This window comes from Pseudomonas azadiae, assembly GCF_019145355.1.
Classification (GTDB): Bacteria; Pseudomonadota; Gammaproteobacteria; order Pseudomonadales; family Pseudomonadaceae; genus Aquipseudomonas; species Aquipseudomonas azadiae.
The window spans coordinates 1407236-1433047 of the sequence record NZ_JAHSTY010000002.1 but is presented as its reverse complement, the minus strand read 5'-3'; the positions used below and the strand labels follow the sequence as shown (position 1 = coordinate 1433047).

General features: G+C 60.9%; 22 protein-coding genes and 4 pseudogenes. 18 read left to right on the top strand and 8 right to left on the bottom strand.

Going from position 1 to position 25812, the window contains the following annotated elements:
* Positions 1-8: 8 nt before the first annotated feature.
* From KVG91_RS22915 to KVG91_RS22905, 3 genes are all read left to right on the top strand, one after another.
* Entirely contained in the window at positions 9-1346 is a 1338-nt protein-coding gene (locus KVG91_RS22915) for an MFS transporter (protein WP_169378710.1), read from the top strand.
* A gap of 741 nt (positions 1347-2087) precedes the next feature.
* Complete coding sequence (locus KVG91_RS22910; protein WP_169376927.1) at positions 2088-2540, top strand: thiol-disulfide oxidoreductase DCC family protein; 453 nt, start codon at positions 2088-2090, stop codon at positions 2538-2540.
* Positions 2537-2923: a DoxX-like family protein gene (locus KVG91_RS22905; RefSeq protein ID WP_169376928.1), complete on the top strand. Its 387-nt coding sequence runs from the start codon at positions 2537-2539 to the stop codon at positions 2921-2923. The genes KVG91_RS22910 and KVG91_RS22905 overlap by 4 nt, the downstream gene beginning before the upstream one ends.
* Here the strand turns inward: KVG91_RS22905 and KVG91_RS22900 are convergent.
* On the bottom strand, positions 2853-4013 hold the full coding sequence (locus tag KVG91_RS22900) for a saccharopine dehydrogenase family protein (RefSeq protein WP_169376929.1): 1161 nt from the start codon (positions 4011-4013) through the stop codon (positions 2853-2855). The genes KVG91_RS22905 and KVG91_RS22900 overlap by 71 nt on opposite strands.
* Positions 4014-4166: 153 nt before the next feature.
* Here KVG91_RS22900 and KVG91_RS22895 point away from each other — a divergent pair, with 153 nt between their 5' ends.
* From KVG91_RS22895 to KVG91_RS22865, 7 genes are all read left to right on the top strand, one after another.
* Positions 4167-4523, top strand: coding sequence for a VOC family protein (locus KVG91_RS22895; protein ID WP_169376930.1), 357 nt, complete (start codon positions 4167-4169; stop codon positions 4521-4523).
* A 46-nt stretch (positions 4524-4569) separates the two neighbouring features.
* Positions 4570-4857, top strand: a complete 288-nt coding sequence (locus KVG91_RS22890; RefSeq protein ID WP_169376931.1) for a hypothetical protein — start codon at positions 4570-4572, stop codon at positions 4855-4857.
* Between the two features lie 33 nt (positions 4858-4890).
* Positions 4891-5250, top strand: a complete 360-nt coding sequence (locus tag KVG91_RS22885; RefSeq protein WP_169376932.1) for a hypothetical protein — start codon at positions 4891-4893, stop codon at positions 5248-5250.
* Positions 5251-5310: 60 nt separating this feature from the next.
* Complete coding sequence (locus KVG91_RS22880) at positions 5311-5853, top strand: P-loop NTPase family protein (RefSeq protein ID WP_169376933.1); 543 nt, start codon at positions 5311-5313, stop codon at positions 5851-5853.
* Positions 5854-5925: 72 nt separating this feature from the next.
* Positions 5926-6672 (top strand): sulfite exporter TauE/SafE family protein, encoded by a 747-nt coding sequence (locus tag KVG91_RS22875; RefSeq protein WP_169376934.1) that lies wholly within the window; start codon positions 5926-5928, stop codon positions 6670-6672.
* A gap of 561 nt (positions 6673-7233) precedes the next feature.
* Entirely contained in the window at positions 7234-7533 is a 300-nt protein-coding gene (locus tag KVG91_RS22870; protein WP_169376935.1) for a hypothetical protein, read from the top strand.
* 107 nt (positions 7534-7640) lie between these two features.
* Positions 7641-8261 carry a LysE family translocator gene (locus KVG91_RS22865; RefSeq protein WP_169376936.1) on the top strand — a complete coding sequence of 207 codons (621 nt, stop codon included), beginning with the start codon at positions 7641-7643 and terminating at the stop codon, positions 8259-8261.
* Between the two features lie 45 nt (positions 8262-8306).
* Here the strand turns inward: KVG91_RS22865 and KVG91_RS28110 are convergent, their stop codons facing one another.
* Both KVG91_RS28110 and KVG91_RS28105 read right to left on the bottom strand, forming a co-directional pair.
* Positions 8307-9035 carry a methyl-accepting chemotaxis protein gene (locus KVG91_RS28110; protein ID WP_404822461.1) on the bottom strand — a complete coding sequence of 243 codons (729 nt, stop codon included), beginning with the start codon at positions 9033-9035 and terminating at the stop codon, positions 8307-8309.
* A gap of 129 nt (positions 9036-9164) precedes the next feature.
* A pseudogene (locus tag KVG91_RS28105) lies at positions 9165-9935 on the bottom strand (MCP four helix bundle domain-containing protein); the annotation flags it as partial.
* Between the two features lie 277 nt (positions 9936-10212).
* Here KVG91_RS28105 and KVG91_RS22855 point away from each other — a divergent pair.
* Both KVG91_RS22855 and KVG91_RS22850 read left to right on the top strand, forming a co-directional pair.
* Entirely contained in the window at positions 10213-11589 is a 1377-nt protein-coding gene (locus KVG91_RS22855) for a pyridoxal-phosphate dependent enzyme (RefSeq protein ID WP_169376938.1), read from the top strand.
* Positions 11586-12752, top strand: a complete 1167-nt coding sequence (locus KVG91_RS22850; protein WP_169376939.1) for a cystathionine gamma-synthase — start codon at positions 11586-11588, stop codon at positions 12750-12752. The genes KVG91_RS22855 and KVG91_RS22850 overlap by 4 nt, the downstream gene beginning before the upstream one ends.
* Before the next feature lie 126 nt (positions 12753-12878).
* Here the strand turns inward: KVG91_RS22850 and KVG91_RS22845 are convergent, their stop codons facing one another.
* Positions 12879-15077 (bottom strand): OsmC domain/YcaO domain-containing protein, encoded by a 2199-nt coding sequence (locus tag KVG91_RS22845; RefSeq protein ID WP_169376940.1) that lies wholly within the window; start codon positions 15075-15077, stop codon positions 12879-12881.
* Positions 15078-15268: 191 nt separating this feature from the next.
* Here KVG91_RS22845 and KVG91_RS22840 point away from each other — a divergent pair, with 191 nt between their 5' ends.
* The 3 genes and pseudogenes from KVG91_RS22840 to KVG91_RS22835 form a co-directional block, all read left to right on the top strand.
* Positions 15269-15943, top strand: coding sequence for an HAD family hydrolase (locus KVG91_RS22840; RefSeq protein ID WP_169376941.1), 675 nt, complete (start codon positions 15269-15271; stop codon positions 15941-15943).
* Between the two features lie 95 nt (positions 15944-16038).
* Positions 16039-16305: pseudogene (locus tag KVG91_RS28240) on the top strand (PAS domain-containing protein); the annotation flags it as partial.
* A 324-nt stretch (positions 16306-16629) separates the two neighbouring features.
* Positions 16630-17604: pseudogene (locus tag KVG91_RS22835) on the top strand (methyl-accepting chemotaxis protein); the annotation flags it as partial.
* 317 nt (positions 17605-17921) lie between these two features.
* On the opposite strand, the gene KVG91_RS22830 reads toward KVG91_RS22835, so the two are convergent.
* On the bottom strand, positions 17922-19079 hold the full coding sequence (locus KVG91_RS22830; protein WP_169376208.1) for a PQQ-dependent sugar dehydrogenase: 1158 nt from the start codon (positions 19077-19079) through the stop codon (positions 17922-17924).
* A gap of 12 nt (positions 19080-19091) precedes the next feature.
* On the bottom strand, positions 19092-19412 hold the full coding sequence (locus KVG91_RS22825) for a hypothetical protein (RefSeq protein WP_169376207.1): 321 nt from the start codon (positions 19410-19412) through the stop codon (positions 19092-19094).
* Between the two features lie 184 nt (positions 19413-19596).
* On the opposite strand from KVG91_RS22825, the gene ku reads away from it, so the two are divergent.
* Both ku and ligD read left to right on the top strand, forming a co-directional pair.
* Positions 19597-20430 (top strand): non-homologous end joining protein Ku, encoded by an 834-nt coding sequence (ku, locus tag KVG91_RS22820; RefSeq protein WP_169376206.1) that lies wholly within the window; start codon positions 19597-19599, stop codon positions 20428-20430.
* Between the two features lie 39 nt (positions 20431-20469).
* Positions 20470-22368: pseudogene (gene ligD, locus KVG91_RS22815) on the top strand (DNA ligase D); the annotation flags it as partial.
* Positions 22369-22387: 19 nt separating this feature from the next.
* Here ligD and lpxO read toward each other — a convergent pair.
* Entirely contained in the window at positions 22388-23287 is a 900-nt protein-coding gene (lpxO, locus tag KVG91_RS22810; RefSeq protein ID WP_169376205.1) for a lipid A hydroxylase LpxO, read from the bottom strand.
* A 485-nt stretch (positions 23288-23772) separates the two neighbouring features.
* Positions 23773-25089: a Wzz/FepE/Etk N-terminal domain-containing protein gene (locus KVG91_RS22805; RefSeq protein ID WP_169376204.1), complete on the bottom strand. Its 1317-nt coding sequence runs from the start codon at positions 25087-25089 to the stop codon at positions 23773-23775.
* A 312-nt stretch (positions 25090-25401) separates the two neighbouring features.
* Between KVG91_RS22805 and KVG91_RS22800 the strand changes: the two genes are divergently transcribed.
* Positions 25402-25788 (top strand): TIGR03067 domain-containing protein, encoded by a 387-nt coding sequence (locus KVG91_RS22800; RefSeq protein ID WP_169376203.1) that lies wholly within the window; start codon positions 25402-25404, stop codon positions 25786-25788.
* Positions 25789-25812: the final 24 nt, after the last annotated feature.

Below are 25812 nucleotides of genomic sequence, written 5' to 3'. Positions count from 1 at the left end.
CTTCCCCCATGACGAGCCCATCCACCGAACAGGTCAGCCCCCAAACCCTGCGAAAAGTCATCATCGCCGCCGGCATCGGTAACTTCGTCGAGTGGTTTGACTTCGCCGTCTACGGCTTCCTCGCCACCACCATCGCGCAACAGTTTTTCCCCAGTGGCGATGCCAGCGCCGCGCTGCTGAAGACCTTTGCGGTGTTTGCCGTGGCCTTTGCGTTCCGGCCCTTGGGCGGTATTTTCTTCGGCATGCTTGGCGACCGGATCGGCCGCAAACGCACCCTGGCCATGACGATCCTGTTGATGGCCGCCGCCACCACCTTGATCGGCCTGCTCCCCACTTACGCCGCCATCGGCGTCGCGGCGCCGATCCTATTGTCGCTGATCCGCTGCGCGCAAGGTTTCTCGGCCGGGGGCGAATACGCCGGAGCCTGCGCCTACCTGATGGAGCACGCGCCCAGTGATAAACGCGCCTGGTACGGCAGCTTCGTGCCGGTGTCGACGTTTTCCGCCTTCGCCGCCGCAGCCGTGGTGGCGTACGCCCTGGAAGCGTCATTGTCCGCCGAGGCAATGGGCAGTTGGGGTTGGCGCCTGCCGTTCCTGATCGCCGCACCGCTGGGCCTGGTGGGGCTCTACCTGCGCTGGAAGCTGGATGAAACGCCGGCCTTCGAGGCCGTGAAACAGGAACACGCGGTGGCCCACTCCCCACTCAAGGACACCTTGCGCAACCATGGTGCGGCGATCTGCTGCCTGGGCGCTTTTGTGTCGCTGACGGCGCTGTCGTTTTATATGTTCACCACCTACTTTGCGACGTACCTGCAAGTGGCGGGCGGGCTGAGCCGGGCGTTGGCCTTGCTGGTGTCGCTGCTTGCATTGATCTTTGCCGCGGTGATCTGCCCGCTGGCGGGGCTGTATTCGGACCGCGTGGGGCGTCGGGTCACGGTGATGACCGCGTGCGTGTTGTTGATCGTCGTGGTGTATCCATCGTTCCTGATGGCCAGTTCCGGTTCGTTCGCGGCGTCTATTGTCGGCGTGATGTTGCTGGCGGTGGGGGCAGTGCTGTGTGGCGTAGTCACGGCGGCGCTGTTATCGGAAACGTTCCCGACCCGCACGCGCTACACAGCCTCGGCGATCACCTACAACATGGCCTATACCCTCTTCGGCGGCACCGCGCCGCTGGTCGCGACCTGGCTGATCAGCGCCACGGGCAGCAATCTGTCCCCTGCGTTCTACCTGATTGCGGTGGCGTTACTGGCACTGGCAGGCGGGTTGGCGTTGCCGGAAACCTCGCGGATCTCCTTGCATGACGTGGGCACAGAGGAACAAAGCGCAGCGGCGTTGGTTTCGCGGTAGGTTCATGAATCGGCTGCAAGATTGAGCACCGATCCCCTGTGGGAGCTCCCGAGTTTCAGCGAGGCTGCGATAGCGGTGGGCCAGGCGATAAAAATGCCAGCAATACCGCCGCCTTCGCAGCCTCGCCGGGGCTCGACAGCTCCCACAGTTGGGCTACGCTGCGGCAGAGATTGTGTTCGCAGGCACAACGAGATCCAGCCGACAAAGCAGGTCCCCTGTGGGAGCTCCTGAGCTTTAGCGAGGCTGCGATAGCGGTGGGTCAGGCGAAAAAAGTGCCAGCAGTACCGCCGCCTTCGCAGCCTCGCCGGGGCTCGACAGCTCCCACATTTGACCTGCTTCGCTGCAGAGATTGTGTTCGCAGGCACAACGAGATTCCGCCGATAACGCAAATCCCCTGTGGGAGCTGCCGAGCTTTAGCGAGGCTGCGAAAGCGGTGGGTCAGGCGAAGAAAACGTCAGCCGTACCGCCGCCTTCGCAGCCTCGCCGGGGCTCGACAGCTCCCACAGTTGGGCTACGCTGCGGCAGAGATTGTGTTCGCAGGCATAACCGAGATTCCGCCGGCAACGCAAATCCCCTGTGGGAGCTGTCGAGCTTTAGCGAGGCTGCGAAAGCGGTGGGTCAGGCGCAGAAAATCCCAGCAATACCGCCGCCTTCCAGTCTCGCCAAGGCTCGACAGCGCCCACGAATCGTGCAGAACCCGGGTATGATCCAGGCTAAATCGACCGCACTGGACCCACGCTCATGGCCACCACCCAAACCCGCCCTTCCCCCGCGCCTTTGCTTCAGCCCGGCGAGACCGTGGTGTTATTCGACGGTGTGTGCAAGCTGTGCAACGGTTGGGCAAGGTTCCTGATTCGCCATGACCACCAACGGCGCCTAAGGCTGGCAGCCGTGCAATCCCCCGAGGGGCAATCCTTGCTGGCCTGGGCGGGGTTGCCACTGGATCAGTTCGACACCTTGGCGGTCGTCCGCGACCACCACTATTGGGTGCGCTCGGACGCGGTGTTCGAAATCATCGCGCAACTGCCCGCCGCTTGGCGTCCCTTGCTGCTGTTGCGCGCCATCCCACGCAGGCTTCGGGATTGGGCTTACGATCGCATCGCACGCAACCGCTATCGGCTCTTTGGCCGATACGACACCTGCCTGTTGCCACACCCGGATCATAAACAGCGCTTTTTGAAGGGGCCGCTGTGAACGCCTTGGCGCGGATCAACTGGATCGCCCGAGGCGGCCTGGCGTTCGTGTTCGCTTACCACGGGCTGGTGCCGAAGCTGCTGTGGCTCAGCGCGGATGAGCAGTCGATGATGCAGGCGCATGGGATCGAGCAGGTGCAGTTGTTCGCGACGCTGGCGGGCGTTGGGGAGATTGCCCTGGCGTTATGGATCGTGCTTTCGCCGCGCAGCCCCTGGCCGATCGCGGTGGCGGCGATGGCATTGACGGGGCTGCTGGTGGATGTGGCGTTGGTCAGCCCAGCGATGCTCAGGGCGGCGTTTAACCCTGTATCGCTCAATGTGGCCGGGCTGGCGTTGTGTGCAGTGGCGTGGCATGCGCGTCAGAGAAACGCACGTCCAGGCTAAGGTTCGCCGGGTCGTTGATGGCTGTCAGGTACTCATCGACGGTGACTTCGCCGACGCACGGCCGCGCGCCGGGTTCCGGCGAGTAGCCTTGGGCGATTTTGATCGCCAGTGCGACAGCGGCGCAACTGGGGATTTGCGGGCCTTTATCATTCAAGGCGGTCAGTTGCACCGCCAACGACAAGGGAAGGCCATCGGCACCCAAGCCCTGAACATCGATGTACATCGCGCTCTTGCCGTCGCCCAATCGTTCGAACCAGGTGCCCAGCCGATGCAACCGTGCAGCCCAGGCCTGATAATCACGCACGATCCCCACCCGCAGCGCGTGGGCCAACACGCAGTTGGCGACGCCACCCAGCTTGAGCCCCGCGCCCGCTTTGAAACTCAAGGTGCGGGCGCCATACCGGCTGGCGAATATATCCATGTCGGGCACGTCCACATTGGCCAGCACCCGCGTGCCGAGCTGAGGCAACTTGCGCAGCGTCAGGTCTTGCCAACCCACCACTTCATGCACCTGGCCATTGCGCAGTTGCTTGATCGGTTTACCCGCATAGGCGAGCACACCTTCGACCGTCGACAGGCCCGGCATCTTGGCCGAGGAAGAAATGCCGTGCTCGATCGAGTCGATGCGCGAGAAGCGATACCGGTACTGATCGAGGATCGCGGACGACAGCGTCGGCACTGAACTGCAACCACTGAGTATCGCCACGCCCGCCTGCTTGGCCTGCGTATCCAAGACGCCCACGCCATTGACGAAGGTGCGGCAGTCGGACAGGTCGCAGTAGTTCACGCCCGCCTCGATGCAGTGCTGGGCAACGGCATAGGGCTGCCCCTGAAAAGGGCCACCGGTATGAATCACCAACCCAATGCCGTTCGACCGCAGAACGCCAGCGAACCCGGCCCCCAAGGCATCGCCACACCAGCCTTCGTAAACGGTATCGAACTGCGCGTTCAACTCATCGAGTTTGCGCTGCAGCTTATGGGGGTCGCGTCCCGAAATCACCAGTTCGATGCCCGTCGCTTGCGCCAAATGCCGGCAAACGATGCTGCCGAAGTTGCCGTAGCCACCGATCACCATCACCCTGAGTGTCATTCCATGCTTCCCTGAACAATCGATTGTGCATTGAGTCTGAGGCAGACCGACGGCGCAAGGCAATGCACTACGCTGCCGCCTTAGTTCCCGCATTCATCAAGAAATAAACTTACGTTACACTTGCCGCTCTACACATCAGCCAGGAAGGCAAGCATGAGCGTCCGCGGTAAAGACCGGCAAATCGACAACATCGAGTTCAACGTCAGCGACATTGCCCGCAGCAAAGCATTCTACGGCCAGGCGTTCGGCTGGACATTCGTCGACTACGGCCCCAGCTATAGCGAATTCAGCGATGGCCGCCTCACCGGTGGCTTGACCACCGGAGAGCCGGTAAGACCAGGTGGCCCTCTGGTCATCTTGTACGCCGATGACCTCGACGCCACGCAGCAGCGGCTCAAAGGCCTGGGCGCTGTCATCACCCGCGAGACATTTTCGTTCCCCGGAGGCAGCAGGTTCCACTTCACCGATCCTGACGGGTATGAACTGGCGGTCTGGACCGTGCAGGAGTAGCGTTGCGAATGCGTGAGCACTCTTCGAGCAGATTGAACGGTGATCCATGAGCCCAACCCTTCACACCGCAGCCAATGGTCATCTGACTCTGGACCTCAACGAGGTGCCTGACGCGTTTTGGCACTCGCTGGCCGACAGACTCGTCAATCAACACGGATTCCAACGAGTCGGATCGCCAGGCTTCGGCTTGGATGAACAGATTCACCCCGACTTCCAGTGCGCCGATTTCAGCCTCGCGGCTGGCTGGGACATTTGGTCTGGGCATTATTTGCTTTCAGACTCCACGGCGGGTGACGCATTCCTGCAACAATTGTTCGATCGGCTCCACACCTGACATCCTGACTTCGAATCAGCAAAGGACACCTCAGTGGAACCCCTCAAAAACTCCATCATTGGCGAATTCCAGGAACACGGGTTTGTTGAAGCACTGGTTCCCGGCAACAGCTCCAGCTTGCGTGTTTGCGTTCGTGTGCCCATCGGCGCCGATTACCCGGCGCGTTTACGCAGTGCAGATGCGCTGTTGCCTGCCTTGATCGCAGATTTGAGTGCAGTAGAAGTCATGGCTGCCAGAGCGGTTGAAAGTGCCGCCCCTTCAAAAGTGTTTGATATCTGGATTGAGCCCGACGGTACCGCCTCGTATACCTGTGGCTTCTTTGCTGGCGAGATGGAAGATGAGCTAGTGGACGTGCGTCGCAATCAAGAGGGTGTTTTGAGCATGGGTGGCTAGGTGTCTGGCATCACGACACTCAGCGGCAAATTGATAGCCAGAATGACAAATGGAGGAAAAATGCGGCTCTACATCACCGGCGCCTCATGCGCAGGCGTGACCACCCTGGGTCGAAACCTCGCAACGCAGCTTGATATACGCCAGGTCGATGTCGATCACTTCTACTGGATACCAACGGACCCACCGTTTACAACCAAACGTCCACCCCGTGATCGTGTGTCATTGATGCAGCAAGCACTCGGTAGCGGCGATTGGGTGCTGAGCGGTTCCTGCATGGGTTGGGGAGATGCGTTGATTGGCGATGCGGATCTGATTGTATTCGTTGTGACCCCGACCACTGTTCGCCTTGAACGGCTCGCTGCACGTGAAAACGCGCAGTTTGGAGACCGGATCGCACCGGGTGGTGACATGCATGAAATACATGTGGCCTTTCGGGAATGGGCTTCGCAGTATGACGACCCGAACTTTCCAGAACGCAACCGAGCGCGGCACGAGGCGTGGCTATCACGCCAGACGGTCCCGATCATACGCGTTGACGGGATGAGCAGTGCGGAGCAGATGGCGGCGGATGTGATTCGTGCAGCGTCGCAAACGGCGCAGTAGCTCGAAATCGGGACAACCCGCAAAGCTTCATGTGACCGCCGATTCCCGATACAGCAATGCGAGCACCTCAACATGATGGGTCATGAGTGGTTGACAGGCGTCGGTCTGGTTCTCCTCGGAATAATAACGGGGTTCGTTGGGACCAACACGGGAGGGAGTGTTTTTTTAACCGTCCCGGTGATGATCTGGCTGGGAATTCCGGCCCAGTCGTCGATCGCTACCGCGCGCCTGGCTTCGGTAGGGACCATGGTTGCCGGACTGCGACACTTTCATACTCAAGGAAAGGTCGATTATGCGTTGGCCGTTCCGGCTGCGGCATTGGGGCTGGCCGGCGCTCTGGGAGGAGCGAGCCTGCTCCTTCAAATAGATCCAGCACTGCTGCACAAAGTCATTGGCGCGCTGACATTGCTGCTCGTCGCACTGTCCCTGATAAGAAAACCTTCTGCCAGCGAAACACCTTCCTCAGCGATCAGGCGTCTGTTTGGCTATATCCTCTTCATTCCGGTAGGAATGATCGGCGGGTTATTCGGTGGACAAGCCAAACTTTCGACGTATCTATTCATTATCTTCTTCAGAAAAACCATCAGCGAATCGGTGGGTACCCGCAAAGTCGGCGGGCTCATCCTCTCGGCGGGCTCACTTATAATCTTCGGCGTAAATGGCATCATTAACTGGCCGTACGGAGCTTGCCTGGTTATTGGCACGCTATTGGGTGCGGATGCCGGCGCGAAGTTCGCGCTAAAGAAGGGCGACCAATGGATGGAGTCAGTTTTCAATACAATCGTGATCGCTTTGGCATTGAGGATGTTGTTCTGGTGAGCAGAAAGCGTCGGAATCTGAAAACTGCTTCGATTCTGCGGTCCGCTCGCGTTGGTGTCATCGCAGCAGGGGTATTTACACAACTTTTTAGCGATCTGTGGAGAGACGGCTTGCTCTCCCGGCGGCCGTAAGGCCGACCGGTATTGCGTGTCGAACTCAGTCAAAATTGTGGGAGCGGGCTTGCTCGCGAAAGCGGGTCAATGACAGATTTAGCCGCTGACACACCGCCTTAACGAGCAAGTCGAATCGTCGCACCGCCCCTCCTATCCATATCGCTTACAACCTTCCAGTTGCCCCCCAAACCCAATGCCGCTTATAGTCCGCCCCGTCGCCCATATGGCGATCAGGTTTGGCGACCTGTCTATCGGATGCAAAAGCACTGCGCTTTTTTGTGGATGCTGTTGCACGCCTGCAAAGCTGCCTTGATGGTGGCTGTGCGCGGGAGACCTTCGGGTCTGCCGGGTTCTCCGATACCGGTTCGCCAACCTGCGTACAGCTGCCACCCCATCGTTTGGCGACGACTGAGTGGCGGTTAACCACTGCACTTATCGGAGTTTCAAAATGGAAAGATACGTCCCCCTCACTGGAATCGACCTGATTCCCGCCTCTCTGCTGATTGACTCAGAAGCCCCACTCGATGTCCTGCAAGCGATGGCGGATTACCGCATACGCACCGTGACTCAGGTATTGGAAAATATTGCCTTTCGAAGCGAATTGGAAGCTGACACCGTCGTGCTTTCCGACTTCGCGCAATTGTTGGCAATCCCATTGCGTGACGGCTGTGACCTGATGGACATTATCGGTCAACGTTTACGTGCCGAAGTTTCAACGACCCAAGAAGCGCCGCCAAGCGAGAGCTAAGCACATCAGCGCGCGTTGGCGTCATTGCAGACCCAACGCGCACGTTGTCCAACCGCCTCCATTGCCCTTATCCTCGCATCTCCCGCCCACGCGAACCCGGAGCCGCCATGGACCTCGCCACCCTCGCCCTCTTCCTCCCCGCCTGCTTCGCCCTGAACATGGCGCCCGGGCCGAACAATCTGTTGTCCGTCAGCAACGCCACCCGCTACGGTTACCGCACCTCATGCCTGGCCGGTATCGGCCGCCTGCTGGCCTTCGCCGGCATGATCGCCCTCGCCTCGGCGGGCTTGGCGGTGGTGTTGCAAACCTCGGAGTTGTTGTTCTTCGGGATCAAGATTTTGGGCGCGGCGTATTTGTTCTACTTGGCGTACCAGCTGTGGCGGGCCAATCCGGAAGCGCAAGAGCAATCGCCTGACGCCACGGTGGGCGTGTGGGCGTTGGCGCGTCAGGAGTTTCTGGTGGCGGCGGGCAACCCGAAGGCGATCCTGATCTTCACCGCCTTCCTGCCGCAATTCGTGGTACCTGGCGAGCCGATTGCCGCGCAATTCGCCCTGTTGGGCGCGTTGTTCCTGCTGTTGGAATGGGTCGCCATCAGCGCGTACGCCTACATGGGCCTGCATATGCGCCGCTGGTTTGCCGAGCCCCGTGGCAAGCGGCTGTTCAATCGCTGCTGCGCGGGGTTGTTGTCGGCGGCGGCGACGGTGTTGTTGACGGCGCGCCGTGCATGAGGGCTGCGCCGCCGCGCATCCCTCAGGGTAAAGCCCGGGTCAGGCTTACATGCGGAACTGCTTGACCATCCGATTCAGCTCGACGGCCAGGTTGGTCAGTTCAGACGTGGCGATCGCAGTCTGGCTCGCGCCTTCGGAGGTCTGGTTGGACAGATCGCGGATGCTCACCAGATTGCGGTCGACCTCCCTGGCGACCTGAGCCTGCTCTTCCGACGCGGTCGCGATCAGCACGTTGCGCTCGGTGATGTTGTCGATGGATTCGGTGATGTCCACCAGCGCGGTGCCGGCGCCCTGGGCGGTGTCCAGGGTTTTCTGGGCTTGGGCGTTGGTGCTGGTCATGGCCGAAACGGCGGCGCCCGTGCCTTTTTGAATCGAGCTGATCATTTGCTCGATTTCGCTGGTCGACTGCTGGGTACGATGCGCCAGGGCCCGTACCTCATCGGCCACCACGGCGAACCCTCGGCCCGCCTCGCCTGCGCGGGCGGCTTCGATGGCGGCGTTCAGCGCGAGCAGGTTGGTCTGTTCAGCGATGGCGCGGATCACGTCCAGCACTTTGCTGATGTCGGTGGCCATGACCGCCAGCCCCTGCACTTCCTGGGAAGCGTTTTCCACATTGGCGACCATCAGGCTGATCGCGGCCACGGTCTCGTCCACCCGTGCGCGCCCTGCCAGTGCCGCGCTGTTGGAGCGATTGGCGGCTTCGGAGGCCGCCGAGGCATTCCTGGCGACTTCTTCGACCGCTGCGCTCATCTCGGTAACGGCGGTGGCTGCCATTTCGACTTCGTTATTCTGGCGCTGTATGCCTTTGTTCGCGTCCTCGGTGACCGCGTGCATCTGCTCGGAGGTCGAAGCCAGTTGGTTGGACGAATCGGAGATCAGCGTCAGGGTGTTGCGCAGGCCCTGTTGCATGGCTTTCAAGGCCTGCATGAGCCTGGCGACTTCGTCATGCCCCTGCACGTCGATGGCTTCGCTGAGGTCGTTTTCAGCGATGCGCTCGGCGATCGCCAGCGACCGGCCCAAGGGATGGGTAATGCTGCGGGTGTACATCAGCGCCAGCACGATGGCCATCAACGTGCTGACCAGGATAAATCCACCGACCGTGAGCTTTGCCTGGTTGTAGGTGTGTGTGGCGTCTTCGCCTGCTTTTTTGGCCTTGTTGTTATTGAGTTCGATCATCGTCTTGATGCCGCTCTCTACGGCATCGGCCGACTGTTTCATCGTCTCACTGGAAAATTTGACCGCCGCCTCCAGATTGCCGGCGGTGATAAGCGCCAGGTACTGATCCTGTACCTGCTGAAAACTGCCATAGGTTTGGGTCAGCTCGGCGAAGTTCTGCTTGCCCATGGGCGTCACGATCAGGGCCTGCAGTTGGGACAGCAGTTCCTGCAGATGGGCCCTCGATTTCCTTACCTCCTCAAGCGACTGCACCTTACGATCCGCCGGTTCGATCGGGTTACGCAAGCGTGCGTTGCTGCCCCTGATGCTGACGAACTCCCTGTCGATCTGACCCAACAGCGACATGCTGGGCACGACGTTGGTCTCCACGAACTTTTCGGAAGCGTTCAGACTGGAAGCCTGCATGAGTGCGATACCGCCCAGCGCGATGATCAGCACGCAGAAGAAGCCAAAGCAGAAAGCGGATCGGGGCGCCAGGTCAAGTTTACGCAGTAACATGGGGAAAACTCCTTATTGGTTCTCCTGTGTCGCCACTGATCTGGCTGCCTGTAGGACCGTCCGTCGCCCCCGGCAGCGCGGAGCAATGAACCCTGGGTTTGGTCAGTGAATAGTTTATTACTGAATGTAACCTTCGCGACACCGCGCTTGGCGGCCTGATGCGCCAAATCCAGACAACCAAAGGACTGTCCGGTTGCGACCGGCCCGATCCCGGCCTATCGTCGAACCCACGCTGTTATCTTTTTGCTGTCCATCCCATCCGTATTCAGGTGACGACATGCCCAGCCTACCCCGCCCCGCCGTCCTCGAACTGATCGGCAACACACCGCTGGTTCGGGTCAGCCGGTTCGATACCGGCCCGTGCACGCTGTTTCTCAAGCTGGAATCGCAAAACCCCGGTGGCTCCATCAAGGACCGCATCGGCCTGGCCATGATCGACGCCGCCGAACGCGACGGCCGCCTGCGCCCCGGCGGCACGATTATCGAAGCCACCGCCGGCAACACCGGCCTGGGCCTGGCGCTGGTCGGCCGGGCCAAGGGCTACCGCGTCGTCCTGGTGGTACCCGATAAAATGTCCACGGAGAAGGTGTTGCACCTCAAGGCCATGGGCGCCGAGGTGCATATCACCCGCTCGGACGTGGGCAAGGGCCATCCCGAGTATTACCAGGATGTCGCCACGCGACTGGCCAAGGATACGCCCGGTTCGTTTTTCGCCGACCAGTTCAACAACCCGGCCAACCCGCTGGCCCATGAGACCGGCACCGCGCCGGAAATCTGGGCACAAACCCAGCATGACCTGGACGCGATCGTGGTGGGCGTCGGCTCGGCCGGCACGCTCACAGGCCTGAGCCGTTTTTTCAAACGCGTGCAGCCCGAACTGGCCATGGTGCTCGCCGATCCCGTCGGCTCGGTGATGGCTGAATACAGCCGCAGCGGCCGCTTGGAAACGCCCGGTTCATGGGCGGTGGAAGGCATCGGCGAGGATTTCGTCCCGTCGATTGCCGACTTGTCCAGCGTGCGCCACGCCTATTCCATCAGCGATGAGGAAAGCTTCGATCACGCCCGCCAGTTGCTCAAGGCCGAGGGCATTCTGGGCGGTTCCTCCACCGGCACCCTGCTGGCCGCCGCCCTGCGCTATTGCCGCGAACAGACCGAGCCCAAACGCGTGGTCACCTTTGTCTGCGATACCGGCACGCGCTACCTGTCCAAGGTGTACAACGACCAATGGATGAACGACGCGGGCCTGCTGCGCTACAAGCACTACGGCGACCTGCGCGACCTGATCGCGCGGCGCTTCGAAGACGGCCGCGTGATCAGCGTGAGCCCCGACGACACGCTGCTCACCGCGTTCCAGCGCATGCGCCTGGCGGACGTCTCACAGCTGCCGGTGCTGGTGGACGGCAAGCGATTGGTCGGTGTGATCGATGAATCCGACATCCTGCTGGGCCTGCATCAAGACGCCGCGCATTTTTCCATGATCGTCGCCAGCGCCATGACCGACACCCTGCACACCCTGCCCCCCAGCGCCAGCCTGGGCGAGCTGCAGGCGGAGTTGGATCGCGGCCTGGTCGCCATTATCGCCGACGCCTCGGGCTTCCACGGCCTGATCACCCGCGTCGACCTGCTCAACCATCTACGGAGGTCCCTTGCATGAGCCAGCCCGATAAAAGCGCATTTGCTACCCGTGTGATCCACGCCGGTCAATCTCCCGACCCGACCACGGGCGCGCTGATGCCGCCGATCTACGCCAACTCCACCTACCTGCAAGACAGCCCCGGTGTGCACAAGGGGTTCGACTACGGGCGTTCCCACAACCCCACGCGCTTTGCCCTGGAGCGCTGCGTGGCGGATCTGGAAGGCGGCAGCCAGGCGTTCGCGTTTGCCTCCGGGCTGGCGGCGATTTCGACGGTGCTGGAATTACTCGATGCCGGTGCCCACGTGGTGTCCGGCAATGACCTGTATGGCGGCACCTTCCGCCTGTTCGACAAGGTGCGCCAACGCAGCGCCGGGCACCGCTTCAGCTATGTCGACCTGAGTGATCTGTCGGCGTTTGAAGCCAGCGTGCAGGACGACACCCGCATGGTCTGGGTCGAGACGCCAAGCAACCCGCTGTTGAGCCTCTCCGACCTCAGCGCCATCGCGCGCATCTGCCGCGACCGCGGCATCCTCTGCGTCGCCGACAACACCTTCGCCAGCCCCTGGGTCCAGCGCCCGTTGGAGCTGGGCTTTGACGTGGTGGTGCACTCCACCACCAAATACCTCAACGGCCACTCCGATGTGATCGGCGGCATCGCCATCGTCGGCGACAACCCCGAACTGGCGGAACGCCTGGGTTTCCTGCAGAACTCGGTCGGCGCCATCGCCGGCCCTTTCGATGCCTTCCTGACCCTGCGCGGCGTGAAAACCCTGGCGCTGCGCATGGAGCGCCATTGCAGCAACGCCCTGCAACTGGCCACCTGGCTGGAACAGCAACCGCAAGTGGCGCGGGTTTACTACCCAGGGTTGGCAACACACCCGCAGCACGAACTGGCACTCAGGCAAATGCACGGGTTTGGCGGGATGATTTCCATCGACCTGAACAGCGATCTGGCCGGCGCGAGGCGCTTCCTGGAAAACGTCAAGCTCTTCGCCCTGGCCGAAAGCCTCGGCGGCGTGGAAAGCCTGATCGAACACCCGGCGATCATGACCCACGCAAGCATCCCGGCGGCCACGCGGGCGCAGTTGGGGATTGGGGATGGTTTGGTGCGGCTGTCGGTGGGGGTTGAGGATGTGGAAGATCTGCGTGCCGATCTGGCGCAGGCCTTGGCTCATATATAAACAGCGCAGACAGCGGAGATCCAAATGTGGGAGCGGGCTTGCTCGCGAATGCGGTGGGTCAGTCGATTAATCTGTCGACTGACACTCAGCATTCGCGAGCAAGCCCGCTCCCACAGGGGATTTGCGTTAGCTTGAGGCCAGGTTGGCGCGCGCCGCGTGCAGCTTCTTGTAGCTCTCTATCAAGCGCTGATGCCGCTCCAGTCCTTCCAGTTTCAAGCTGGTCGGCGTCAAGCCATGAAAACGCACACTGCCGTTGACCGAACCAATCACCGCGTCCATGCGCTCGTTACCAAACATGCGCCGGAAATTGGCTTCGTAGTCCGCCAGGTCCAGGTCGTCGTCCAGTTCCATCTCCAGCACCGCATTCATCGCCTGGTAGAACAGGCCGCGGTCGGCGGTGTTGTCGTTGTACTGCAAGAACATTTCCACGCATTCCTTAGCCTCTTCGTATTGCTTCAAGGCCAGGAAGATCAGCAGCTTCAACTCCAGGATGGTGAGCTGGCCCCAGACGGTGTTGTCGTCGAACTCGATGCCGATCAAGGTGGTGATGTCGGTGTAGTCGTCCAGCTCGCTTTCGATCAGGCGCTCGACCAGCGCGTGCAACTCGGCGTCATCCAGGCTGTGCAGGTTGAGGATGTCGGCGCGGAAAAACAGCGCCTTGTTGGTGTTGTCCCAGATCAGGTCATCCACCGGGTAGATCTCCGAGTAGTCCGGCACCAGGATCCGGCACGCGGTGGCACCCAGATGCTCGTACACCGCCATATAGGATTCTTTACCCATGCCTTCGAGAATGCCGAACAGGGTGGCGGCTTCCTGGGCATTGGAGTCTTCGCCTTCGCCCGAAAAATCCCACTCGACGAACTCATAGTCCGACTGGGCACTGAAGAAGCGCCACGACACCACGCCGCTGGAGTCGATGAAGTGCTCGACGAAGTTGTTCGGCTCGGTCACCGCCTGGCCTTCGAAGGTTGGCTGCGGCAGGTCGTTCAAGCCTTCGAAACTGCGGCCTTGCAGCAGTTCGGTAAGGCTGCGCTCCAGCGCCACTTCCAGGCTTGGGTGCGCGCCGAAGGAGGCGAACACGCCGCCAGTGCGCGGGTTCATCAAGGTCACGCACATCACCGGGAACTCGCCGCCCAGGGATGCATCCTTGACCAGCACCGGGAAACCCTGGGCTTCCAGGCCCTGGATACCGGCGAGAATCCCCGGGTACTTGGCCAGCACCTCGGCCGGCACGTCCGGCAAGGCGAACTCACCTTCGATGATTTCACGCTTCACTGCGCGCTCGAAGATCTCCGACAGGCACTGCACCTGGGCTTCGGCCAAGGTATTGCCGGCGCTCATGCCGTTGCTGAGGTAGAGGTTTTCGATCAGGTTGGACGGGAAGTACACCACCTCGCCGTCCGATTGGCGCACGAACGGCAGCGAGACGATGCCGCGCGCTTCGTTGCCGGAATTGGTGTCGAACAAGTGCGAGCCGCGCAGTTCACCTTCGCGGTTGTAGATCTTCAGGCAGTACGCGTCGAGGATTTCGCTGGGCAGCTCATCATTGGGGCCTGGCTGGAACCAGCGCTCGTCCGGGTAATGCACGAACGGCGCATTGGCCAACTCCTCACCCCAGAACTGATCGTTATAGAAGAAGTTGCAGTTGAGCCGCTCGATAAACTCGCCCAGTGCCGACGCCAGGGCGCCCTCCTTGGTCGCGCCCTTGCCGTTGGTGAAGCACATCGGTGAATGCGCGTCGCGGATGTGCAACGACCACACGTTGGGCACGATGTTGCGCCACGAGGCGATTTCGATCTTCATGCCCAGGCCGGCCAGGATCGCCGACATGTTGGCAATGGTCTGTTCCAGCGGCAGGTCCTTGCCGGCGATGTAGGTAGGCGTCGCGCCGGCAGCAGCCGGCATCAACAGTGCCTGGGCATCGGCGTCGAGGTTGTCGACTTCTTCGATCACGAACTCAGGCCCGGCCTGCACCACTTTCTTCACGGTACAGCGGTCGATGGAACGCAGGATGCCCTGGCGATCCTTGTCGCTGATGTCCGCCGGCAACTCCACCTGGATCTTGAAGATCTGGTTGTAACGGTTTTCCGGGTCGACGATGTTGTTCTGCGACAGGCGGATATTGTCCGTGGGAATGTTGCGCGTGCTGCAGTAGAGCTTGACGAAGTACGCCGCACACAACGCCGACGACGCCAGGAAGTAATCGAAAGGTCCCGGTGCCGAGCCATCGCCTTTGTAGCGAATGGGCTGGTCGGCAATCACCGTGAAGTCATCGAACTTGGCTTCGAGCCGGAGGTTGTCGAGAAAGTTGACCTTGATTTCCATGGGGGCACACCAGAATAACGGCTAGACAAAAATGGCCGCCATTATGAGGGGTTTGCGCGCAAAGTTCAGGCTTTTGCACTACGCGCAGCACTGCGCGAAAAATCGAACCCCAACACCGCAGCGCACTCCAAGCCACGTGATGTCACTCAAGCTGATATCCCATCACCCCGTTTTGATTGGAGAACAGCCCCATGCGACCGCACACTTCATTTATCTTCGACCTCGACGGCACCCTGACCGACAGCGTCTATCAAAACGTCGCCGCCTGGAAAGAAGCGCTGGACGCCGAACGCATCCCCTTGGCGATGTGGCGCGTTCACCGCAGGATCGGCATGAGCGGCGGCCTGATGTTGAAGTCCTTGTCCCGTGAAACCGGGCTGGACATCAGCGAGCCGCAGGCCCGGCGTCTCGAAGACTTGCATGCCGAGGCCTACGCACGCTTGCAGGGCCAGATCATTGCGCTGCCCGGTGCGCTGCAGCTGCTCGAGACCCTCAGCGAGGCCGGCCTCAACTGGTGCATCGCCACCAGCGGCGGTGTCGATACCGCGAAGATCAACCTCAAGGCGCTGCAACTGGACATTGAGCAGGTCAACATCATTACCCGTGACGATGTGAAGTACGGCAAGCCTGACCCGGACCTGTTCCTCGCCGCCGCCGAGCGCATGCAGGTGCCGATCGACGAGTGCCTGGTGATCGGCGACGCGGTCTGGGACATGCTCGCCGCGCGTCGCGCAAAAGCCACCGGCATTGGCTTGCTGTCCGGCGGCTATGACATCGGTGAGCTTGAGCGCGCCGGTGCGCTGCGCGTCTACGAAGACCCGCTGGATATGTTGCAGCACCTGGATGAGATTGCTTCGCGTCCTTGAGCCCATGCGTCGCTCCCTGAATACCGTCCGACAATCAGTCATCAACTTATCCCAGGTGGTGCCGATGACCTTCAGGTAATTCAGGGAGCCGTCGAATGCGCAACAACCAGCCCGTAACACAGCGCGAGATTTCCCTCGCGCCTCAGCAAAAACTGATTTCCGCCACGGATGTCCGAGGCAACATCACCTATTGCAACGATGCCTTTGTCGATATCAGCGGTTTTGAACGCGACGACCTGATCGGTGCTCCGCAGAACATCGTGCGCCATCCCGATGTGCCGCCGGCGGTGTTTGCGCACATGTGGAGTGCGCTCAAGCAGGGCCTGCCGTGGATGGGCATCGTCAAGAACCGTTCGAAAAATGGCGACCACTATTGGGTCAACGCCTACGTCACGCCGATCTACGAAGGCAGCAGCGTGGTGGGCTTCGAATCAGTGCGGGTCAAGCCCAGCGCCGATGAAGTTCGCCGTGCCCAGGCGCTGTACCGCCGCATCAGCCAGGGCAAGCCGGGCGTGCCGCGCCAGGATGCCTGGCTGCCGGCCGTCATGAGCTGCGTGCCCTATGCGGCCACCGGGCTGGCCGGCAGCCTCGCCGGGCTGTTCCTCAGTGCACCGGTGGCCATTGCCGTGGCCGTCGCGGTGGCGCTGCCGGTGGGTCTGCTCTGCTCGCACTGGCGTCAAGGCAGTACCTTGCGCTTGTTGCAGGGTGTCGAGCCGTCGACGTCGGATGCATTGATCGCGCAAATGTACAGCGACGCCCGCGGCCCCCAGGGACGCCTGGAAACCGCCTTTCTCAGCCAGACCTCGCGCCTGAAAACCTGCCTCACCCGCTTGCAGGACAGTGCCGAACAACTCAGCGCCCTGGCCGCGCAGTCCGACACGCTGGCCACCGCCAGCTCCAAGGGCCTGGACCGCCAGCGCGTCGAAACCGAACAAGTCTCGGCCGCCGTCAACCAGATGGCCGCGACCACCCAGGAAGTCGCCAGCCACGTGCAACGCACGGCCGATGCCACCCAGCAAGCCAACGTGCTGACCAGCCGTGGCCGTGAAGTGGCGCGCGATACGCGTGAAGCCATCGAGCGCCTGTCCGCCGTGGTGGGCGAGACCGGCGCCACCGTGGCGCAATTGGCCAAGGACAGCGACGAAATCGGCAGCGTAGTGGATGTAATCAAAGGCATTGCCGACCAGACCAACCTGCTCGCGCTTAACGCCGCGATTGAAGCCGCGCGTGCCGGCGAACAAGGCCGGGGCTTTGCGGTGGTGGCGGACGAAGTGCGCCAACTGGCCCAGCGTACCTCGCAATCCACCACTCAGATCCATGGGCTGATCACCCAACTGCAAACGTCGTCCAACAACGCCGTGCACAGCATGCAAAACGGCCAGCGCCAAGCCCAGGAAGGCGTGGCCTGGGTACTGGAAGCCGACCAGGCGCTGGTGGGCATCAGCGAGGCCGTGTCGCACATCACCGACATGACCACCCAGATCGCCGCCGCCACCGAAGAACAGAGCGCCGTCGCCGAGGAGATCAGCCGCAACATCACCACCATTGCCGAACTGGCCGACCAGACCTCGATACAGGCCCATCAATCCACCGACCTGAGCAAGGAACTGACCAATACCGCGGCCACCCAATATGCGTTGGTTGAGCGGTTCAATCGCTGACCGGCACCATTGCGGCGCCCGTCATGATGAGGGACGGGCGCCAACGATTGTGGGCAGGACACAGCTGAGGTATCTACACAACTTTCAGAGGCTGACAAATCTCCCTATGGGAGCTGTCGAGCTTTAGCGAGGCTGCGAAAACGGTGGGTCAGGCGAAAAAATGCCAGCAGTGCCGCCGCCTTCGCAGCCTCGCTGGGGCTCGACAGCTCCCACATTTTGAATCTTGATCTGAGGCGCCCCGTCAACCACGCTGGCCGCAATTCGATATCGATTTGAGGGGTAAACCGGCAGGACGCCGGTTTAGCCGCACCGCGTCATCAATCCTGATTCAGGCCCACCCGATACAACACACCGTTATCCTCATCCGTCAGCACGTACAAAAAGCCATCCGGCCCCTGGCGTACATCGCGGATCCGCGCGTTCAAGCCGCCCAGCAAACGCTCTTCGTGGACTACCTTGTCGCCGTCAAACTGCAGCCGAATCAACTCCTGGCTGACCAGCGCGCCGATAAACACGTTGTGCTGCCAGGGCTTGAAGCGATCCGCATCGTAGAACGCCATGCCGCTGATACCCGGTGATTTCTCCCAGACATGATGGGGCTGCACCGTGCCTGCCACTGTCTTGCCCTGCGCTTCGGGAATCGGTGTCAGCGAATAGTTGATGCCGTGGGTTGCCAATGGCCAGCCGTAGTTCTTGCCGCGCTCGATGATGTTGACCTCATCACCGCCGCGCGGGCCGTGCTCGTTTTCCCAGACCGTGCCGCTCCAGGGGTTCAACGCCAGCCCCTGGGGATTGCGCTGGCCGTAGGACCAGATCTCCGGGCGCACGCCGGGCTGGCCGACGAAGGGGTTATCATCCGGGACGCGGCCGTCCGGGTAGATGCGCACGACCTTGCCTTGCAATTTGTCCAGGTCCTGGGCTGTCGGGCGGTCGTTGTTTTCTCCCAGGCTCACGAACAGGTAACCATCGCGGTCGAAGGCCAGGCGCGAGCCGAAGTGATTGCCGGTGGACAGCTTCGGCTCCTGGCGCAGGATCACTTGGAAATCGCTCAAGCCACTGAAGTCAGCCGCCAAGCGACCACGGCCTACGGCAGTGCCGGCCGTACCGCCCTTGCCGCCACCTTCAGCGTAGGAAAGGTAGACCATGCGGTCCTGTTTGAAGTCGGGCGACAGCACCACATCCAGCAAGCCACCCTGCCCTTTGGCCCACACCTCGGGCACGCCTGTCAGCGGGGCAGAAAGCTTGCCGTCCGGGCTGACGAAGCGCAGGTGGCCGGGTCGCTCGGTGACCAGGAAGCCTTGCTTGTCCGGCAGAAAGGCCACCGCCCATGGATGGTCCAGGCCTTTGGCAATCGGGGTGGCGGTAATGCTGCCTTGTTCGCTGGGGAACTGCTGGGCGTCAGCGGCGAAAGCGGCGGTCATCGGCAGCAGTGTGGTTGCACACAGGGCGGCTAGCAGGGTTTTGCGTAGGAACATAAGGCTGGGTCCTTACCGGCGATTGCCGCTGGCGTCATAGGTGGGGGTTCTGGGTTGGGGGGCCGGACGGCTGGGTGCGGTATCCCGCTGGGGGTAACCGTTGCCGATGCCGCGGTTCTCCAGGGTCGGCCTGGGTGTGGTCGGCCCGGTCTGGATCCCGCGAATGGCCGGCGCGTTGGGCTGGGTGCCCTGCATGCTGTTGGGGTTGGCCCGGTGAATCGGGCCATTGTTGGCATTGTTGCTGGTGTTGCCGGGCAGGTTCTGTGCCCCTGCCACCGGCACCAGGGCCAGGCCCAACAGCAGCGCTGCAATGTGACGCCTGCAACTGTTCATGACAAAGTCTCTCTGGGGCGAGGAGTACGTGCTTTCGATAACACGCTACGCCCTGGGTTCGGCTTGCGACACTAAATAGTTTCTCATCAGGTGTAACACGATCTGTCCGCGCATCTGCCCGGCGAAACTTTTCCCGCAACGTCCGAGTCACCAGAACACAGCCCCTACTCAAGGAATCGCACATATGCCTCGAGCAATCTGGAAAGGCGCCATCAGTTTTGGCTTGGTGCATATCCCGGTATCGCTGGTTTCGGCCACCTCCTCCCAAGGTGTCGACTTCGACTGGCTGGACAAGCGCAGCATGGACCCGGTGGGCTACAAGCGCATCAACAAGACCACCGGCAAGGAGATCACCAAGGAAAACATCGTCAAAGGCGTGGCCTTCGAAAAAGGCCGCTATGTGGTGATCAGCGAGGAGGAAATTCGCGCGGCTCACCCCAAGTCGACCCAGACCATCGAAATCATCGGGTTCGTCGCCAGCGATCAGATCCCGTTGCAGAACATCGATACGCCCTACTTTCTGGCTCCGGATAAACGCGGCGGTAAGGTCTACGCGTTGCTAAGAGAAACCCTCAAGAAAACCGACAAGGTCGCGCTGGCCAACGTAGTGCTGCACACCAAGCAGCACCTGGCGGCATTGATGCCCCTGGAATCGGCGCTGATCCTGGTGATGCTGCGCTGGCCGGCCGAAGTGCGCAGTCTGGACGAACTGGAACTGGGCGACGACGTGACCAAGCCCAGCCTGGCCAAAGGTGAGTTGGACATGGCCAAGCGCCTGGTGGAAGACATGAGCGCCGACTGGCAGCCCGACGAATACCGTGACAGCTTCCAGGAAAAAATCATGGCGCTGGTGGCCAGGAAGGCCAAGGCCGGCAAGATCGAGGACGTTGAAACCGGCAATGACACTGAGGAGCGCAAGTCGGCCGATGTGATCGACCTGACGGAATTGCTCAAGCGCAGCCTGGCGGGAAAACCGAGCAAAAAGCCCGCCGCGAAGAAATCCAACAAGGCCTCATAAGTCATGCCAAAACTCGATGACCAGAGTGCCCAGGCCAGCAAGCCCAGACCCCGGGCCAAAGCCCGGAAAAACGCGGCTACCCTGCCCGAGCAATTCACCCCGCAATTGGCCACGCTGGTTGACCGCGCACCGGAAGGCGCCTGGCAATATGAGGTCAAATACGACGGTTACCGCATGCTCGCGCGCATTCGCGACGGCGAGGTGCGCCTGTTTACGCGCAACGGCCACGATTGGACCGAACGCCTGCCGCGTCAAACCAAGGCCTTGCAGGCCCTCAAGCTCAAGGACAGCTGGCTCGACGGCGAGGTTGTCAGCCTCAACGGCGACGGGCTGCCGGACTTCCAGGCGCTGCAAAATGCGTTTGATATCGGGCGCAGCCTGGACATCGTCTACTACCTGTTCGATGCACCGTTCCTCAATGGCCAGGACCAACGCCAGGCGCCTGTCGAGACGCGGCGCGCCGCGCTCAAGGCTGCCTTGGGCACCAACAAAAACAAATTGCTGCGCTTCTCCGAAGCCTTTACCGCCCACCACCGGGACATTATAGAAAGCGCCTTCGACCTGGCCCTGGAGGGCGTGATCGGCAAACGCCTGGGCAGTCCGTACGTGTCCAGCCGCAGTGCCGATTGGGTCAAGCTCAAGTGCCGCTTGCGCCAGGAGTTCGTGATCGTCGGCTACACCCGGCCGAAGGGTTCGCGCAGTGGTTTCGGCGCGCTGTTGCTGGCGGTGAATGATGATTCCGGGCTGGTGTACGCCGGGCGCGTGGGCACCGGTTTCGATCACGCGGCGCTGACGTCGATCTACGCGCTGCTCACGCCACTTGAACGCAAGGCTTCGCCCCTGGCGACGCAGCTGACCAGCGCCCAGGCGCGTGGCGTGCATTGGGTGGAACCGACGTTGGTGGGCGAAGTGCAATTCGCCGAGTGGACCCGCGAAGGTGTCATCCGCCAGGCGGCGTTTGTCGCGCTGCGCACCGACAAACCGGCCGCGCAGATCATCCATGAGCAACCGCGAACGGCCAAATCCATGAAAGCAGCCAAGCCACCCAACGCCGATGTGAAGATCACTCATCCGGACCGCGTGATCGACCCGCAAAGCGGCACGCAGAAACAGCAACTGGCGCAGTTCTACGACAGCATCAGCCAATGGCTCCTGCCCTTCCTGGTGCATCGCCCCGTTGCACTGCTCAGGGCGCCGGAAGGCATCGAAGGCGAGCAATTCTTCCAGAAGCACTCGGAACGCCTGGCCATTCCAAACATTAAACAACTGGACCCGGCGCTTGATCCCGGCCATGCGCGCCTGATGGAAATCGACAGCCCCCGTGCGTTGATCGGCGCCGTGCAGATGGGCACCGTGGAATTCCACACTTGGGGCGCCACCACCGACAAAATCGAAACCCCGGACCTGTTTGTGCTGGACCTCGACCCGGACCCGGCATTGCCCTGGGAAGCCATGGTGGAAGCGGCGCAACTGACCCTGTCGGTGCTGGACGAACTGGGGCTGCAGACGTTCGTCAAAACCAGCGGCGGCAAAGGCCTGCACCTGGTCGTGCCCTTGGCGCGCCGAGATCATTGGGACACGGTCAAGGCCTTCGCCAAGGCCGTCTCCCAGTTCATGGCCGAGCGACTGCCCGAGCGCTTTACCGCCACGTCGGGGCCGAAAAACCGAGTCGGCAAGATCTTTATCGACTACCTGCGCAATGCAAGGGGCGCCAGCACCGTAGCGGCGTACTCGGTGCGCGCACGCCCGGGATTGCCGGTGTCGGTGCCGGTCAGTCGCGAGGAACTCAAAGGGCTGAGCGGTGCCCAGCAGTGGACCGTCGCCAACCTGCACGAGCGTTTGAATGGGTTGAAGGCTGATCCCTGGGCCGGGTATGCCAACCGCCAAAGGATCAGCCGGAAGATGTGGGACAAGCTGGGCGCTCAACCGCCTGAGTAAACGGCACCTTGGCTGAGGCTCAGATCAGTAGGAAGATCGCCAGCAACCCGGCGAAGACGGCCCATTGTTCCAGGTAATAACGGGTGCGGTTGCGCTTTTTGAGCGCTTTGCCGCGCAAACGGATTTTGTACAAGCGCGTGAAAGCGCGGTTGAGCCCGCCAGTCTTGTCGCCGGCATCGTTGGGCGAACCGGCCGCTGCCATCACGGTACGGCTGAACCAGCGATTGAACGCGGCCGCCCAGCGGTACTTCATCGGGCGCTCGATATCACAAAACAGGATGATACGGTTGTGCTGCGTGGTGTTCTCGGCGTAGTGGATGTAGGTCTCGTCGAACATCACCGGTTCGCCATCGCGCCAGTAGTAGCTCTCACCATCCACATTGATGTAGCAGCCAGGGTCGTTGGGTGTGTCCAGGCCCAGGTGATAGCGGTACGAGCCTGCATAGGGATCACGATGGCGCACCAGCCTGGCGCCCGGCGGCAGCTCGGCGAACATCGCGGCCTTGATCGAACCGATACGCTGGACCAGCTCAGTGGTGCGCGGGCACAGCTTCATCGCTGATGGGTGGCTGTCGCCATACCATTTCAGATAGAAACGCTTCCAACCGGACTTGAAGAACGAGTTGAACCCTACGTCGTTGTATTGCTCCGAACGCTTGATCTCGCCGGCACGCATCAGGTTCTGGCCTTCCAGGCGGATCTCTTCCCAATGCGCCTGGAGCGGGCTCAGGTCCGGGAAGTCGCTGGGCGATAGATAAGGTCGACTCGGCAGTTTGGAGAACAGGTAGAGAAAACAGTTGATCGGCGCGAGGAAGGTCGAATGATCACTGAGTTGGCGGCCCAGCGGGTGCCGCACTCGGCCACGCAGGTGCACATACGTAATCGAGGCAAGGTAGAGAACAACGATGATGAGCTTCAAGAGATGTCGTCACACGTCAGAAGAAAGCAGGCTGCTCCTGCGTGCCCACAACGGCACAGGTTTGAATAGCAGCACCTGAAATCACAATTCACACAATCGGCACGGCCGGCTGAGTGACAACCCGGCGCGTGGCCATGTGCAGTTATTTAGCCACAAGTTGTAACCAAAAGTTAACCAAGAATTGTGAAAAGCTGTCTTGTACGTGTGTTCGCCGGGCAAAAAATCCTAATGCCGCTCGGAGGGTACGCGGTAGTGAAGGGGCTTAGCCGTTCACTACAGGTCTGGGTTGGGCCGCTCTTATCGGGGCATGGGTATCTACACAACTTTCAAAGCTGACAAATCCCTGTAGTGAGCGGGCTTGCCCCGCGCTGGGCGGCGAAGCCGCCCCAAACCAGACGATCTGGTTTCATCTGGAACACTACGGGGTCCTTATTGGGGCGGCTTCGCAGCCCAGCGCGGGACAAGCCCGCTCACTACAAAAAGGCTTATCGGGGTGGCAACCGACGCTCATCCAGCGTGGACGTCGGCACGGTTTGGCGCCGCACTTGCACGAAATGCCAGATTAACGCCATCAATACCCCCAGCATCAGCCCCACCACCAGGCTCACGGCGATGACCAAGGCTTTCTTCGGCTTGATCGGGCTCGACGGTTCCTGTGCCTGCCTGTCGACGGTCACAAGTTTCAAGGCACTCATGTCGATATTAAGGCTGCGCAGCCGCGCTTGCTCCGCCCAGAGGGGCTCAACGTCTTGCAAGAACATGTCTTCGCTCTTGCGACTCTTGAGTACTTCCACCTCGCGATTGGCGTCAAGCATGCGCAACTCCTTGCCAATCTCAGCAATGCGAGTGTTGGAGAAGTCATCATTGGTACGTCGCGCCAGCGCAGCCCGCTCGGCTTCCAGCGCCTGGGTACCCATGAAGTACAACGGGATCGCCTGGTTGGTCACTTCAGTACGCATCACCTGGCCGCCGCCCGGGCTAGCCTCAGCCCCCATTGCAGAAGGCGTGGTGGGATGTTTGATGCCGATGGACCTGGCAATGGCGATGGCCTCGTCCAGTTCGGCCAGGCGACTGGTGCGTTGCGTTTTCATCTGCAGACGCAAGGCGCCGAGTTCGTCTTGCAATTGGGCACGCTTGACTTTGTCCGCCTCCAACAACCTGGCGATTTTCGATTCCTTGCCGGTTTCATAGTTGGCGCGCGCCGCATCGATCTTGCCTTTGAGCTCGTTGAGGCGGTTATTGACGATGACCTTGAGATCCGCCCCTACCTGATTGCGTTGCTGCGCGATAGCGTATGCCACAAACCCATTGAGAATTGCCACCCCGTCAGCACCACTGGGGTATTGCATTTCCAGGCGGATGTAGTTGTTGAGCGCATCGGGGTTCTTGGGGTCGGGAAGTGACAGGCGAACGGCGTCGTTGTTGAACGCCTCAAAACTCTGTTCCAGGCTGCGCCCAGGCTGTTGGAAGGCCTCGAACAATGCGGGGTTGGCCCTGAAGAAGCCCAATCGGGTCTCGTATGAGTCCAACTGCGCAGCCACTTTGGTCAACGCGTCAGCGGGCGGCAACTTGTAGACTTCGGAGCGGTTGAGAGCGTCCAGTTCATTGATTGCCGCAGGCCGCAGCACGCTGCTGACCTGATAAACCCTGGGCGCAAGATACGCATAGCCGACTCCCAGAAGGCCAGCCAGGAGTGTACAACCCAAGACCAGTTTTTTTTGCTTCCAGACGGCGCCAAACAGTTCAAAAAGATCGATTTCATCCGAAGGTAACGATTGACGAGGCTGAGGAGCGTTACTCAAAGTTCATACACCCTGATGAGTTGATAACCAACGTTTAAAAAGCAAACACAACAATAACGACCGAATAAACAGGGGAAACGTTCCGCGCACAGGACATTCGGTAGAAGAACCACCCAAACCGACAGCACGCTTGATTAAATGACACGGGTTCATTTCCACCCGATAATCAGCGCATCCAGAGGCCGTTACAAAACGTTTCCCCAGATCATGCAAAATAGCATCAATCGTTTGTAATTAAAGGAAAATTGCACAGTAAGTGGAAAACAGCCTACACCTGAAGCCGCAATGACCGTCAACCAAAAAGGAATTTGTATGTCATCCAATTCAGACCCCGATGTTCAAGCCCTGCAAGGCGCCTGGGAGCAAACCTCACTTGAGGACAGCGGCGTGCTCAATCCGGTCGATGCCCACAGTGCCCCTGGCGCAATCACGACTATTACCGGCGACCGCTTCGAAGTGAAGACCATCAATGGCGAGGTGTTGCTCGCCGGCCGGTTTTACCTGGACAGCAGCGCCGTGCCCAAGCGCATTACCTGGGTCGACACTATGGGCGATGATGCCGGCAAGCACTTGCCCGCCAGTTATCGCCTCGATGGCGACGCGTTCGTGTTCATTGCCGCCGATGAAGGTATGCCCCGGCCGCTCGCATTCAGCACTGGCCCAGGTCAAACAATGCGCTCCTTTGTGCGTCGCAGCTGATCGGCGCGCCATCCGAACTTGCGA